Genomic DNA, 13,467 nt, shown 5'->3' on the forward strand with positions numbered 1-13,467 from the left:
TTCTGCGGATTTCCTGATCTGAAGGAGCAATCATCTCTCGCCGAATTATGTTGTCGCAGAGACGCGTTCTCGCCGATGGGAATCCGGGGACCGGCGGCCGCCGCGGATCAGCGGTCGAGTACCGCGAGCATGCCGGAGACGGCCGCCGGCCACGTGAATTGTTCGGCTCGTTGCCGTGCGGCACCGCGCCGCAGTGCCGGCGGCCGGGCCAGCAATTCGGTGACGGCGCCGGCGAACGCCGCCGGATCGTCGGCGGCGACGGCGCCGCAATCTGCGGTGACGATATCGGCCAGGGCCGAGGAGCGGCTGGCGACCACCGGTGTACCCGCGGCCAGAGCCTCCAGCGCGGCCAGCCCGAACGTTTCGTGCGGACCCGGGGCGAGGGAGATATCCGCGGTGGCGAGCAGCGTGGCCACCGCGGTGCGGTCGGTGATGAAACCGGTGAAATGCACCGCGGGCATACCACCGGGAAGGGCAGGCAGGGTCCGGGCCCGTCGCTCCAGGCCGTCGCGGCGGGGGCCGTCGCCGGCCACCACCAGCCGGGCGTCGACCCCGGCGTTGCGTAGCTCGCCTATCGCCTCGATACTGCGGTCGACGCGTTTCTCCACCGACAACCGGCCGCAGTGCACCAGCAGCGGCCGCCCGGGCAACCCGAGATCGGCCCGGAGACCGCGGTCGTGGCGGTTCGGGCTGAACAGGTCCAGATCGACCCCCAGCGGCACCATCTCGACATTCGGCGCTCCGATCCGCCGGAACTCGGCTCGGGCGAATTCCGTGGTGCACACGACCATGTCGTATTCGGCGGCGGTCCGGCGGTTGGCGATATCGGCGCAGGCGCGGGCCGCCCGGTCCGGCATGATCTGGCCGAGTAGCCGGTCCAGGCGCTCATGGGAGATCATCACCCCGGCCACATTCCGGCGCCGGGCCCAGCGTCCGAAACCACGCAGGGTCAGGCGGTCGGATACCTCCAGCGTATCCGGCCTCAGACCGGTCAGGACATCGGCAACCCGGCGTGGGTCCGCGGCCCGGTAGCCCCCTGCCCACGGGATCTTCACGGCAGGCAGGGTGATCCGCAGGACTCCCGTCTGCAATACCTCTTCGTCGCGCCGGGGGCCGGGCACGATCAGCACGACTTCGTGCCCGGCCGCCACATATCCCTCGCCGAGATGATGCAGCGCGGTCCGCAGGCCGCCCGAGCGCGGACCGTAGAAATTCGCCAGTTGCACAATGCGCACGTCGCCGATCGTGACCCGGGCCGGGTGACCGGTGGAACCGGGCCGCTGAATGCGCGGTGAACGAACGGTGTTTTTTGTTCGCCCGGCCGCTACTGGGCGGGTAATCCCCGGCCGACCCGGGGCAGATCGAGGTTGAGCGGGATCCGGCCCACGGCGAGATGCTCCTCGACTTCGTCCGCGGGCAGCGGCCGGGCGATGAGGAAACCCTGAGCGCGGTAGCAGCCCAGCCCCACCAGGGTGCGGGCCGCGACCGGGGTCTCCACGCCCTCGCCGACGACGCCGAGACCGAACGATCCGGCCAGCCCGATGATCGATTTCACGATGGCCAGATCGTCGGTGCTGGCACCGAGGCGCTGCACGAAACCGCGGTCGATCTTCACCGCGTCCACCGGCAGCGCCTTGAGATGCGACAGCGAGGAGTAACCGGTCCCGAAATCGTCGATGGCGATCTGCACGCCCATTCGTTTGAGGCCGCGCAGCGTCACCTGGGTGCGGGCCAGATCCTGCACCACCACGTGCTCGGTGATCTCCAGGCAGATCGAGCTGCCGTCGATCCCGAATTGCCGCAGTACGTCCTCGATACGTTCCACGAAGTCCAGGCTCACCAGCTGCACCGGCGACACGTTGATCCGCATGACCATATTCGCGGCCAGCCCCTGCCGCCGCCACTGCGCGAATTGCGCGCATGCGGTGCGGATAACCCACCGGCCCAGTTCACCGGCCAGATTGGTGGCCTCGGCGACGGTGACGAACGCGCCGGGCGGCAGCAGGCCCCGGGTGGGATGCTCCCAGCGCACCAGCGCCTCCATGGCCACGATCCGGCCGGTGCGCAGATCCACCTCGGGCTGGTAGTGCAGGATCAGTGAGCCGTCGGATACCGCGCCGCGCAGGTTGAGCTCCACATCGTCCTGGAGTTCGAACTGGGCGCGCATGGCGTCGGTGAACAGGGCGACACCGTTGCCGCCGCCGGATTTGGCCGACAGCAGGGCATGATCGGCCCGGCGCATGATGTCGGCGACCGTGGTCTCACCCGGGATACCGACCGCGACCCCTACGCTGGCCCCGCGGCTGACCGATTCCCCGCCCACGGTGACGCGGCGGCTGATCAGCTCCTGGATCCGGGTCGCCTCGTGTTCGGCGGCGACGGTATCGATGGGTTTGGCGGGTACGATCACGAACTCGTCGCCGCCGAGGCGGGCGATCATATCGTGGGGGTCGAGATTCTCGCGCAGCCGTTCGGACAGGGTCCGGATGAACTTGTCGCCGGCGGTATGGCCGAGAAAATCGTTCAGCGCCTTGAGACGGTCCAGGTCCAGGAAGAAGGCGGCGACCGGCCCGGGACTGCCCGGCCGCAGGCGCTGCTCCATATGTTCGAGCAGGGCGCGGCGGTTGGCCAGGCCGGTCAGATCATCGTGCAGGGCGATGAAACGCAACTGCTCCTCGGCCTCCACACGTGCCTGCAACTGCGCGAAGAGCGTGGCGATGGCCTTGAGGACATTGAGCTCGCGGGTACTCCAGTCGCGGTCGCCGACCTTCACGAACCCGAGCAGCCCGGTCGCGCGGCCCCGGGAAACCAGGGGGACCGCCGCGGAGCTGATCTCACCCAGCCCGGATGCCGAGTGGATGGTCTGCTGGTAGTCGGCGGCGCTGGCCGGGATCAGGAAGGGCTCGGTGGCGTGCTCGAGCGATTTGAACACCGAATCGGCCTGGTCGAAGTACACGACCTTGAGCGGATCGGGTTCGGGGACGTCCTGACGCGGGGGCCATTCGGCGACCAGCACGGTGGCCCGGTTCTTGGGATCGTTGTGGCGGAGGTAGCTGAAATCGACATCGAAATAGTCGATGAGCATCGCCAGAACCTGCTCGGTGGCCGATACCATCGTCGCCGAATCGACGCCCATCAGCTCCGCGGCGACTTCGGTCACCAGCGAGTCGAGTGTCCGCCGAGGCACCTGATCTCCGATCACACTATCCGCGGATATCCCCGCCCGTTACCGGGCGGCGTCTGCTCCGCACGCTGGCAGCAGCCGCGTAACTCAGGCGTAATACCAGCGCCACGCTTTCATTTTCCGGCACGTCCAGTATGTCCAGGAAACGACCCTGAAGTGTGGACAGTCTATCCGCGTATGCCGCCGAAAGCGCATCCAGTTCGGTACGGGTTCGGGAAAACAAGAAGACCGGGGACATGGGCTGCACCGCCAGCCCCGACCGCTGCGCATGGATCCAGACGCGCTGGACGGCGGCGCCGGCGCGGGCATAACCGGTCAATACGACGGACTCTGCCGCCGCTCGGTCGTCGAAGGTCACCGCCACCACCGCGGAGCTGGAGCGCACTCTGTCCCGGGCGTAGTCACCCAGCGCGGCCCCGGCCGACCAGCTGTGCAACTGGGCCATCACATCGGCGCGTCGGCCGATCTGCAGGGCGACCCGCTCATCGGGGGCCAGTTCGAGCGAACGGGTGTCGATACCGTCGGCCAGGTCGTCGCCGGGGTGCCGCATCTCCGCGAACATCTCCTGGTGCAGCCGCGGCGTGAGATAGCGGATGCGGTCGGATTCGGCCAGTACCGCGGCCGTCTTCCGGAGCCCCGCCGAATCGCTGACCATCCGTATTCGCGCTCCCTCGGCCGCCGCGGCCGTGCTCAGACCGTCGATAACCGCGGCGGGAATCTGCCCGCCGTAACCGAGCCTGCGGTTGGTCTCGCGGGACATCGTGTAGGTGTAGTCGGCCGCGAGTACCGGATCGGTGCCGGTTCCGGGCCGCAGGATCGCGGCCAGCGGAATATCGGCGTGGGAGTCCTCGAGGAATTCGTACGGGCCGAGCACATTGTGCGCGGCGGCCGCGACGCGGGCGTTGTACAGCGCGGCGCCCAGGGCCACCGCACTGCCGCGGTAGCCGATATCCATCGCGGTCGTGTACCGGGTGTCGAGCCGGATCCGGATCTCGTCGTCGGAGGCCCGCAGCGACCAGGGCTGGATATTGCCGCCGGAGGGCGCTCGCTGGGCGCAGGCCAGGATGCGGTCGGTCGTCGCGGCCGGGAGCGGTTCGGGCTCGCCGTCGGCGTCGCATATCTCGATATCGATCTCGGGGTCGGCGAGGCCGTCCAGCGCCTGTTCCATATCGAGCCGGGTGCGACCCGACCGTAACGGCCGGCCCAGACCGATCCGGCGGACGGCCGTCGCGACACTGGCCGCGCCGAGCGCCACATCGCCGCCCAGTTGCGGCCAGCTGTTCAAGGTCTCGCCGACCTCCACCAGGCTGCCCGCCATCCGCGCCGACAGGTCCCGGGCGCCGAGCAGGCCCACGACGTAGGGAGCCTTGTCGCGGGTGGACAGCCCGCGTAGTTGTTCGGCCGCGGTCTCGCCCAGCAGACCGTGGAATGGGCGGCGCTCGGGTTCGAGGTCGAACCGCTCCACATCGAGGAGCCCGCGATCGCTGGTCTCCATGATCAGCGGGAGCCGCCGGCGCCGGGCCGCTTCCCGGATGAGCAGTTTGATATCGAGGGAGTCGCATTCCTCCACAACGACTCCCAGCCCGTCGAGGAATTCGTCGGCGGAATCGGCGTCGACGCCGGCGCCGCGTACCTCCACCGGGAGATAGGGGTCGAGTTCGGCGATCCGCCGGGCCGTGACGATCGCCTTGTTCACGGCGATATCGAACAGGGTGGCGGGTACGCGGTTGAGGTTGGAGAGTTCGAGTTCGTCGAAATCGGCCAGTCGCAGTGCGCCGCAGACCCCTTCCTGCGCCAGGGTGTAGGCGATGGCATGGCCCACGCTCTGGCCGAGGACCCCGACCGTCAGAGTGGCCAGACGCTCCTGTTCGGCCCGGGTGAGCTTGTTGCGGTTGCGGTCCAGCCGGATCGTCCGGAAGGTGCGGGGCCCCGGCAGCACGAGGACGCTGCGCCGCCAGGGGTAGTAGATCCAGCGATCGTCGTCGGCGGTTTCCCCGGTATCCGGCGGGTCGTTGAGACGGTCGAATTCGGCGGCCAGCAGCCCCCGTAGATCATTGGTTTCGATATGCGGGGTGCCGCGCAGCCCCGCCAGTGCCCGTTCGTCTTCGGGATCCCCCGGATTCAGGATCAGTGGACGGTATTCCACCCCGAGATCTGCCTCACCGACCATATGCGTAGCATTCCTCCCCACCGTGGCCGAAAGGTCGATCCGACCGCCTCGTCCGCGGCTCAGCTAATCCCATAGCGCGAAGTTCACCACGCATGAGCAGATACTGCAACTTATCAGCAAATATGCGATATGTCCGGATATCCCACCAGATCGGCAGGGTGCGGTACCGCTCGTCCGGGTACGGCACCGGCGCGATCAACTGTGCGACCACTCCGCCGCTGGCGCGGTGCCGATCGGTGGTGAACGAGGCGACGGTGGCGAACCCGTAGCGGGCGTCGAGCAGGTGGGGTGCGTGCGCCATGCAGCGCGATATCGCGGCGGCCAGATCGTGGCGCCGGGGCGCGTCCCGGGCCACCCAGGCGGCTCGCGATTCGACCACTCCGTGTGGGATCCGCCGGGCCATCATGAGACTCAGTTCGGAGGCGCCCGGACGGCCGGCCCAGGGGGTGAGTGAGGCCGCATCGGAGACCCAGGTGTAGGGGCCCTGGACCCGCACTCCGCCGACCACCTCGCCGGCGGCGTCGGTGGCGGCGAAGAACAGCGCGGTGGAGGAGCCGTCGCGGACGGTGTCGTATTCCAGTGCGGATTCGTTGCCGAAGTGGCGGTAGGATTCCCGCGCGCCGTTCAAGTATTTTCGCCAGAGTTCGGGGGAGCGGTGCGGGGTGGTAACGCAGATTTCGTAACCGGATGCGTTATCGCGAAATCCCGCAGTGCGGCCGCGGCACGGGTCTTCCAGGCCGACTGCGATTGTTTCGACAGTCATGCAGTTCCTACTCTTTCGCCGCGCACGCGGTGCTGCGCGGATTATTCGTTCAGCAGCTCGTCGGACGCCCCGGCTCGTCGACGTGCCCTGTGCAGTATCCGTCATCGGAACACAATTGACCAGAACTCTGGTTACTCTTCCGAAAACTGATCCGCGCCCGATTTGTTATCGCAGGTCAGCCCGGTCGATTCCAGAATGTGGAGTTACCACCAGACCGGTTGGTTCTGGGTTGGTTACCGGTTGGCAACGATAGGTTGCCGAATTGGTCAGGCAGTGATCGAGATGAACAACTCGACCGACTCCGAGCCGTGCCAGATCTCGATCTCCTCGCGATAGGCGCGGGTGATCTCCGCCGAGGCCGTGGCATCGTCGACCTGCGCCCACACGTCCTCGACCGGGTCGTGATAGTCGCCGTTGGGTACGAACCGGGCGAAGACACCCCGCGGGACCCGGACCAGTACATCGCCGACCTGGGCCGCGCCGGGTTCGGCGTATTCGAAACACACCAGCGCGTTGTAGGTCCCGGTGGGGGTGCGCACGTACACCGTGTACATGGGACGCCCGGAATCGGCCGGTTCGGTGCTGTCGGCGGCGCGTTCGCGCAACCGGTCCTTGAGAAACTCGATGAGTTCGCTGTTGCTCACCTTGAAACTGGGCCGGACCTTGGGAAATACCAGGCCCGCGTACACGGACTCGCCGCGTACCACGATCGTGTAACTCATCGAGGTTCTACCGCCAGGTAAAGGTCGATCTTGTACGCGTGCGGATAGAACTCGAAATCGCCGGAGAAGGTCCGTTTGATCTGGTTGTTTTCCTCGGCGTACGCGATCTGCGTCCACAAGCTGATCATGATCTGCGGAAAGTTACCCACCGAGCTGAACTTCGCGTAGCTGCCACGCGGAAGTCGCGCGACCAGATGTCCGCGGGTGACGTCGTCGAACGAGCTGCACTGATAGCCGACGATCTGGGTGTTGTAGGTGCTCAGATCAGGTGAGTAGTCCGTATAGGCCGTCGCCAGCGGACCGCCGAGCTCGTGATGCAGGACCGAGGACCATGCGCCCTCGAGGTCCCGGTCGCGCAGCTCACCGAGCGCTCGCTTGGGGCTGCGTACCGGGAGTCCGGCGACCCACGTCTCGTCCCGCTCGACGATTTCAAACTGCATGGAAAGACTCTTTCGAGATGTCTCCTGGCCGACAAGCCGACCGATTGGTCGGCCGGCTCGCCATGCTATCAACCGGCCGCGCCGCGGCCGGTGCGCGCGCAGGCCGCGCGCGTGGCGGGTGGTCTGCCGGCGGCGGTACGGTGCCCAGCCGACCAGCATGGCTTCCCGGCAATATTCGCGCCACCCGCCGATCTCCGCCGATCGAATTCGGCGAGGCGGTCGAGTAGTCGCATTCCACAAGGTGATTCGCGCATTTTACCGCTATTCCCAGGACTGGATGGCGCACCGGATATTGTTCCGCAGTTCATCGGTGTGGGCGTGATCCGCCATTGATCGTTCAGCGGAACTTCATCCGGCGTCGATACCAATGCCAGCATGATCGGCAGAATAGTTCGGTGGGCAACGCCCGCCCGGCCCGTACGCGCAGCGCGCGCGGCCCGGTAATCCGGACCGGCGGCTGTGCGCTCGTTCGGCACGCGCGGTGCGGAAACGCCACGGACGGCAGTGGTCCGGCGGCGTCTCAGGCGCTGTCTCGTCGTTTTCCTGCTGGCGGTCGGGTTCCCCGGCGTGCTCGGGGCCGTGGCCGTCGCCCAGGACGGTTCGGGTGCCGCCGCGCCGAGCCGGATGGACGGGGTCGCCTGGATGAATATTCGGGATTCCGCCGGGGTCTCGCTGGCCGATTACATGTTCGTCGGTGACGACGGCGGGCTGCTCGACCCCGGCGCCACCGTCGTGTGGACGGTCCTGGGCGTGGAATTCGTCGGATACATGGTCATCGTGACCACCGCGATCTGGTTCATCGGATTCGCGCTGAGCTTCACCTGGCTCGATCTGTTCGCGGACGCGCTACGCGGCACCGCGAACGCCCTCGCCGCGCAGATCGCCACGCCGATGATGCTGGTGACCGCGGCGAGTATCGGCGCCTTCTTCGTCGCCTGGTTCATCGTGCGCGGGTTCCCCGCCCGCGCGGTCGTACAGACACTGACCTTGCTGGCGGTGGCGATCTTGGGCCCGCTGTTCCTGTCCGCGCCGCTGGGAGCGGTGCTGGACTCCGACGGTCTGCTCTCGCAGGGCCGGGATGTGGGGATGGCGGTCACCGCGGGACTCGACGGGTCCGGTACCCGCGACCCCGATCTCATGCTGACCGACCTGCAGGGCGATATGGCCGACAATTTCGTGCGCCGCCCGGTGCAGGTCTGGAATTTCGGGCATATCGTCGACAACCGCTCCGCCTGCGCGGACGCGTGGTCGGCGGGGGTTACCGCGGGCGATACCGACGGGACGCGGCGCGCGCTGGACGACTGCGGCGACGCCGCGGCGGCGCACGCTGCCACCCATCCGCGGGTCGGGCAGATCGGCACCGGTCTGCTGCTCCTGGTCTCGGCCGCGGTTCTGCTGCTGTTCGCGGTGGTGCTGTCGGTGCGGCTGATACGGGCGGCGCTGGACGCGATCTATCAATGCTTCCTCGCGATATTCGGGTTCGCCGCGGGCGGTTTCGTCTTCGGCCCCACTCAGACGCTGCTGGTCCGCAATCTGGTGAACGCGGGGATCTCGGCGGCCCGGATGTGCGCCTACACGGTGTTCATCGGTGTCTATCTGTTGTTCCTGGGCAACCTCTTCCAGCAGGCCCGCGGCCAGGTGATCGCGGTCCTGGTGGTCGCGGCGGTCGTTCAGGTCGTCGCGATCCTCCAGCTGCGGAGACTGGCCGGGGCTATGACCCGGGGCTCCGGATTCGTGGCGAATCGGATCGCGCGAACCCTGCAGGGTGCGCCCGGTGGGCCGGCCGGGACCGCGCTCGGAATGGGCGGCACCGGAGGGCGCGGCTCCGGCGGTGGTGGGGTGGCCGGGACCGTGGCCGGCCTGGCCGCGCTCAACACGGTGAACGCTTCCCCACTGACCGCCTGGGCGGCGGGTCGCACCCTGAACCCGCTGAGTCCGCTGTCCGCCGTTCGGATGCTCAACGATCGGGTCAGTATCACCACCGCTGCCAGCCGGCTGCAAGGGCACCAGTGGCAGACAATGGCCCGGCAGAACTGGCGGCTGCTGGCACGACGGGAGGCCGACGCGTGGGGTGGGATCGAAACCGATCTCGGGCTGGCCCGCGCACTCAGCTATCTCATCAACAATCGGGTGCCCAACCGGCATCTGTCCGCGGTCCTGTTGGACGCCGGTGCAACCGATGACCGGGTGAACGGGGCGCTGCGCGCCCGTTCGGTACGCGACAACACCCGCTCGCGCGATCTCAACAGCTTCACGCCACTGCAGTCGGCGATCGCCTCCGGAAACGCTGTGTTGAACCATGCCGGCACAGACGCCCAGCCGGCCTTCGCCGCGCAGGCGGTCAGCGACGGCGACAGCCTGGCTCGCCATACCTTGGCACCGGTTCCCGGAGCGGCGCTGAACGAGGAGTTCATCGCCCGGGTGCGCCGGCACTGGCATTCCGATCGGGAACTGCGGGTCAACATCTCTGCCGAGGAATGGAGTTCGGTGGGCCGCGACACCCGCACCGCGATCGCCTTCGAGCTGGCCACCGATCACTACGCGTTGACGCGAGCGTTCGAGAGTGTTCCGTCCGCGGAGAATCTGGGCGCCCTTGCTGCCTCGGTCAGGCGACTGGTGAATCTGGAGCACGCCGCGCCCGAACTCGGGTTGGGACCCTGGAGCCTGTGACCGGCATGGTGCGGCGGATCCGCCGGCCGAGGAAGCGCGGCAGCTTCTGTGGTGCCGCGCCGCCTCCGGATCGGTACGCTGCAGCCGACAGCGCAGTCCGACGATCGGGAGTATCAGCATGGGGCGGGTCGACCGCAGGAAATCGGTGCAGGACGCGAAAACGCTGATCACGGGCGCCGCCAGTGGGATCGGCAAGGCCAGCGCGCTGGCCTGCGCCGCTCGCGGGGCGCAGCTGGTACTCACCGATATCGACGCCGAGGGCCTGGCCGCGACCGTCGCCGAGGTGGAACGCGGCGGCGGGACGGTACTGCTCGCCAGGGCACTCGATATCTCCGATTACGACGCCGTCGCCGAGTTCGCCGCGGCCGTGCACGAGGGATTCGGCAGCCTCGATGTGGTGATGAACGTGGCGGGTACGTCGATCTGGGGCACTGTCGACAGCCTGGAGATCCGGCACTGGCAGCGGATGGTCGATATCAACCTGATGGGACCGATCAACGTAATCGAGCGATTCGTCCCGCCGATGGTGCGCGCGGGCCGGCCCGGTGCGCTGGTGAACGTCTCCTCGGCGGCCGGGCTGCTGGCGCTGCCGTGGCACGCCGCCTACAGCGCGAGCAAGTACGGCCTGCGCGGACTCTCCGAGGTGCTGCGGTTCGAGCTCGCCGAGCACGGAATCTCGGTGCACGTGGTGACGCCGGGCGCCGTGGCGACACCGCTGGTGCGGACCTTCGACCTGGTCGGGGTGGACAAGGAGCATCCACGGGTACAGAAGGTGACCTCGCTGTTCACCCGGCACGCGGTGGCGCCGGAGAAGGTCGCCGCCGCCATTCTGAAGGGTATCGAGCGCAACCGATTCCTGGTGTACAGCTCATTCGATATCCGGTTCGGCTACTGGTGGAAGCGAAAATTCGCGTTCCCCTACGAACTGCTCATGCGACAGGCCAACCAGCAGTTCAGCACGCTGAAGCGGTCGGTGAATCAGGATCGGGCGCGCACAGCTGCGGATCCGGAGACGCCGCAGCCGCAGTGAGCGGATCGCAGGCGTCCGGCAGGCCGGTGTCCGGGCAGTTCAGATGAACGTCGAGGACGCGGGCGCCGGGTCCCTCGGCGCCCAGCCGGTCGTATTCGTTGACGAGTTTGCAGCTACCGAGTGACAGGCATCCGCAACCGATACAGCCGGTGAGGTTGTCGCGCAGCCGGACCAGCTGGGTTATCCGCTCGTCGAGGTCGACCCGCCAGGCCGTGGACAGCGTCTCCCAATCGCGCCGGGTGGGCGTGCGACCTTCCGGCAAACGATCCAGCGCGGCGCGGATATCACTGAGTGGGATCCCGACGCGCTGGGAGATCCGGATGAATGCCACCCGGCGCAGTGTCTCGCGCGTGTAGCGACGCTGGTTTCCGCTGGTCCGGCGACTGGAGATGAGGCCTTCGCGTTCGTAGAAATGCAACGCGGACACGGCGACTCCGCTACGCTCGGAAAGCTGACCTGGCGTCAGTTCCTTCGTGGTCCAATCCGGTGTCGGCATCGATACTCCTCCTTCATCCTGAACAATACTTCAGGTTGCCGGGGGCGCGGGCGGAATCGGGGCAACTGCGCCGCGAACATCTCGCGGCGCCGCCGTGCCCGCGGTACGTGCGCGCACTAATCTCGGGTCATGGGATCTGATGCCGCTCCCGATCCGGTCGCCGCCGCCCGAACTCGGAACGAGAACCACGCCTCCGCCGCCTACGGGGTCACGAGCGAAGTCGGCCGGCTGCGCGCGGTTCTGCTGCACCGCCCCGGCGACGAACTGCGCCGGCTGACCCCGCGCAACAACGACCAGTTGCTGTTCGACGGAATTCCCTGGGTGGAGCGTGCCCAGCAGGAACACGACACCTTCGCCGGGGTGCTGCGCGAGCACGGAGTCGAGGTGGTGCTGCTCGCCGATGTACTCACCGAAACCCTCGCGGTCAGCGGCGCCGCGCGTATCCAGGGTATTTCGGCCGCGGTGCACACCCGCCGGCTCGGGCATGCCCTCGCCGGTGATCTCGCCGCCCATCTGCGCGGGATCCCCGCACCCGAACTGGCCCGGGTCCTGATGGCGGGTATGACCTTCGACGAATTACCCTTCGCCGCCGACAACACCTCCCTGGTGCGCCGGATGCACCACGGCGGCGATTTCGTGATCGACCCGCTGCCCAATCTGCTGTTCACCCGGGACTCCTCGTTCTGGATCGGCCCGAAGGTGGCCATCACCGCGCTGGCGCTACCCGCCCGGGCCCGGGAGACCTCGCTGACCGATCTGATCTACGCATTCCATCCGCGCTTCCTCGGTGTGCGGCGGGCCTACGAATCACATACCGCCCCGATCGAGGGCGGCGATGTGTTGCTGCTGGCCCCGGGCGTGGTAGCGGTGGGAGTAGGCGAGCGTACCTCCCCGGCCGGCGCGGAAGCCCTGGCGCGCAGCCTCTTCGACGACCGGCTGGCCCATACCGTGCTGGTGGTGCCGATCGCGCAGAACCGCGCCACCATGCATCTGGACACCCTATGCACCATGGTCGATACCGACGCGGTGGTGATGTACCCGGGTGTGCGCGAAAGCCTCACCGCCTACACACTGCGCAGTGACGACGACTCCGGCAGTTGCGTGGTGACCGGTCCCGAGCCCTTCCTGCCCGCCGCGGCGGCGGCCATGGGGATCGGGAAACTGCGGGTGATCGACACCGGGCTGGACGGGGTCACCGCGGAACGCGAACAGTGGGACGACGGCAACAACACCCTCGCCCTGGCCCCCGGTGTGGTCGTGGCCTACGAGCGCAACGAGATGACCAATGCCCGGCTGGAGGACTCCGGCGTCGAGGTGCTGCGCATTCCCGGCTCGGAGCTGGGGTCGGGGCGCGGCGGGCCACGCTGCCTGTCCTGCCCGCTTGCCCGGGATCCGCTATGAAAACCGACCGGATGCGGTAAGAACGAGCCATGCTCGAGATCACGGTGTCGCACGATTCGGGCGTCCCACCCTACGAACAGCTACGGCTCGCCGTTATCGCGCGGGTCCGGGCCGGGGAACTGACCGCGGGCACGAAGATCCCGACGGTGCGCGCCCTGGCTACCCAGCTGGGCCTGGCCCCCAATACGGTCGCCCGCGCCTACCGGGAGCTGGAACAGGACGGGGTGCTGGAAACCCGGGGCCGCCTGGGTTCGTTCATCGCCTCCTCGGGCGACCCCACGGCCGACGCCGCGGGCCGGGCGGCCTCCGACTATGTCGCCACGATCCGTCGCCTGGGGTTGGACGACGCTGCCGCGATCCGCTACGTGGAGGCCGCCCTCGCCACTTGAACAGTCGGCGGGGTTCGCGGGGGAAACTGTTTGAGCGGGCTTGCTTGCCGAGGTGGGGTAGGTGGCGTTGCTTGCCAAGGTGGGGTAGGTGGCGTTGCTCGCGAAGGTGGGGTAGGTGGCGTTGCTTGCCAAGGTGGGGTAGGTGGCGTTGCTCGCGAAGGTGGGGTAGGTGGCGTTGCTTGCCAAGGTGGGGTAGGTGCGT

The 13,467-nt window shown here is 67.8% G+C and carries 11 protein-coding genes; 4 read left to right on the plus strand and 7 right to left on the minus strand.

The features are described 5' to 3' along the window. Positions 1-107: 107 nt before the first annotated feature. The 6 genes from AB0F41_RS22455 to AB0F41_RS22480 all read right to left on the minus strand — a co-directional run bounded on the left by AB0F41_RS22455 (position 108) and on the right by AB0F41_RS22480 (position 7,279). Positions 108-1,235, minus strand: coding sequence for a glycosyltransferase (locus AB0F41_RS22455; protein WP_357426791.1), 1,128 nt, complete (start codon positions 1,233-1,235; stop codon positions 108-110). An 89-nt stretch (positions 1,236-1,324) separates the two neighbouring features. Continuing rightward, positions 1,325-3,187: an EAL domain-containing protein gene (locus tag AB0F41_RS22460; RefSeq protein WP_357426793.1), complete on the minus strand. Its 1,863-nt coding sequence runs from the start codon at positions 3,185-3,187 to the stop codon at positions 1,325-1,327. A 16-nt stretch (positions 3,188-3,203) separates the two neighbouring features. Next, positions 3,204-5,354, minus strand: coding sequence for an Rv1355c family protein (locus AB0F41_RS22465; protein ID WP_357426795.1), 2,151 nt, complete (start codon positions 5,352-5,354; stop codon positions 3,204-3,206). Then, positions 5,344-6,117 (minus strand): hypothetical protein, encoded by a 774-nt coding sequence (locus AB0F41_RS22470; RefSeq protein WP_357426796.1) that lies wholly within the window; start codon positions 6,115-6,117, stop codon positions 5,344-5,346. The genes AB0F41_RS22465 and AB0F41_RS22470 overlap by 11 nt, the downstream gene beginning before the upstream one ends. A 266-nt stretch (positions 6,118-6,383) precedes the next feature. Continuing rightward, positions 6,384-6,839, minus strand: a complete 456-nt coding sequence (locus tag AB0F41_RS22475) for an AraC family transcriptional regulator (protein WP_357426797.1) — start codon at positions 6,837-6,839, stop codon at positions 6,384-6,386. Further along, positions 6,836-7,279 (minus strand): GyrI-like domain-containing protein, encoded by a 444-nt coding sequence (locus tag AB0F41_RS22480; protein WP_357426799.1) that lies wholly within the window; start codon positions 7,277-7,279, stop codon positions 6,836-6,838. Before AB0F41_RS22480 ends, AB0F41_RS22475 begins: the two co-directional genes overlap by 4 nt. Before the next feature lie 504 nt (positions 7,280-7,783). Between AB0F41_RS22480 and AB0F41_RS22485 the strand changes: the two genes are divergently transcribed. Together AB0F41_RS22485 and AB0F41_RS22490 are read left to right on the plus strand one after the other, a co-directional pair. Continuing rightward, positions 7,784-9,949, plus strand: coding sequence for a hypothetical protein (locus AB0F41_RS22485; RefSeq protein ID WP_357426801.1), 2,166 nt, complete (start codon positions 7,784-7,786; stop codon positions 9,947-9,949). 118 nt (positions 9,950-10,067) lie between these two features. Then, positions 10,068-10,979 carry an SDR family oxidoreductase gene (locus AB0F41_RS22490; protein ID WP_357426803.1) on the plus strand — a complete coding sequence of 304 codons (912 nt, stop codon included), beginning with the start codon at positions 10,068-10,070 and terminating at the stop codon, positions 10,977-10,979. Here the strand turns inward: AB0F41_RS22490 and soxR are convergent. Next, entirely contained in the window at positions 10,903-11,475 is a 573-nt protein-coding gene (gene soxR, locus AB0F41_RS22495; protein WP_357426805.1) for a redox-sensitive transcriptional activator SoxR, read from the minus strand. The two genes, AB0F41_RS22490 and soxR, sit on opposite strands and share 77 nt — an antisense overlap. A gap of 129 nt (positions 11,476-11,604) precedes the next feature. Between soxR and AB0F41_RS22500 the strand changes: the two genes are divergently transcribed. Together AB0F41_RS22500 and AB0F41_RS22505 are read left to right on the plus strand one after the other, a co-directional pair. Further along, positions 11,605-12,876, plus strand: coding sequence for an arginine deiminase (locus AB0F41_RS22500; RefSeq protein ID WP_357426807.1), 1,272 nt, complete (start codon positions 11,605-11,607; stop codon positions 12,874-12,876). Between the two features lie 29 nt (positions 12,877-12,905). Then, positions 12,906-13,265, plus strand: a complete 360-nt coding sequence (locus AB0F41_RS22505; RefSeq protein WP_357426809.1) for a GntR family transcriptional regulator — start codon at positions 12,906-12,908, stop codon at positions 13,263-13,265. The last annotated feature ends 202 nt before the right edge of the window (positions 13,266-13,467 follow it).

Origin of the sequence: Nocardia sp. NPDC024068 (assembly GCF_040638875.1) — a bacterium.
GTDB lineage: Bacteria > Actinomycetota > Actinomycetes > Mycobacteriales > Mycobacteriaceae > Nocardia.

Excerpts from the sequence above, each read along its gene's own strand:
- AB0F41_RS22490 (WP_357426803.1), top strand. The coding sequence starts at position 10,068 with ATGGGGCGGGTCGACCGCAGGAAATCGGTGCAGGACGCGAAAACGCTG.
- AB0F41_RS22480 (WP_357426799.1), bottom strand. The coding sequence starts at position 7,279 with ATGCAGTTTGAAATCGTCGAGCGGGACGAGACGTGGGTCGCCGGACTC.
- AB0F41_RS22470 (WP_357426796.1), bottom strand. The coding sequence starts at position 6,117 with ATGACTGTCGAAACAATCGCAGTCGGCCTGGAAGACCCGTGCCGCGGC.
- soxR (WP_357426805.1), bottom strand. The coding sequence starts at position 11,475 with ATGCCGACACCGGATTGGACCACGAAGGAACTGACGCCAGGTCAGCTT.
- AB0F41_RS22500 (WP_357426807.1), top strand. The coding sequence starts at position 11,605 with ATGGGATCTGATGCCGCTCCCGATCCGGTCGCCGCCGCCCGAACTCGG.
- AB0F41_RS22465 (WP_357426795.1), bottom strand. The coding sequence starts at position 5,354 with ATGGTCGGTGAGGCAGATCTCGGGGTGGAATACCGTCCACTGATCCTG.
- AB0F41_RS22505 (WP_357426809.1), top strand. The coding sequence starts at position 12,906 with ATGCTCGAGATCACGGTGTCGCACGATTCGGGCGTCCCACCCTACGAA.
- AB0F41_RS22475 (WP_357426797.1), bottom strand. The coding sequence starts at position 6,839 with ATGAGTTACACGATCGTGGTACGCGGCGAGTCCGTGTACGCGGGCCTG.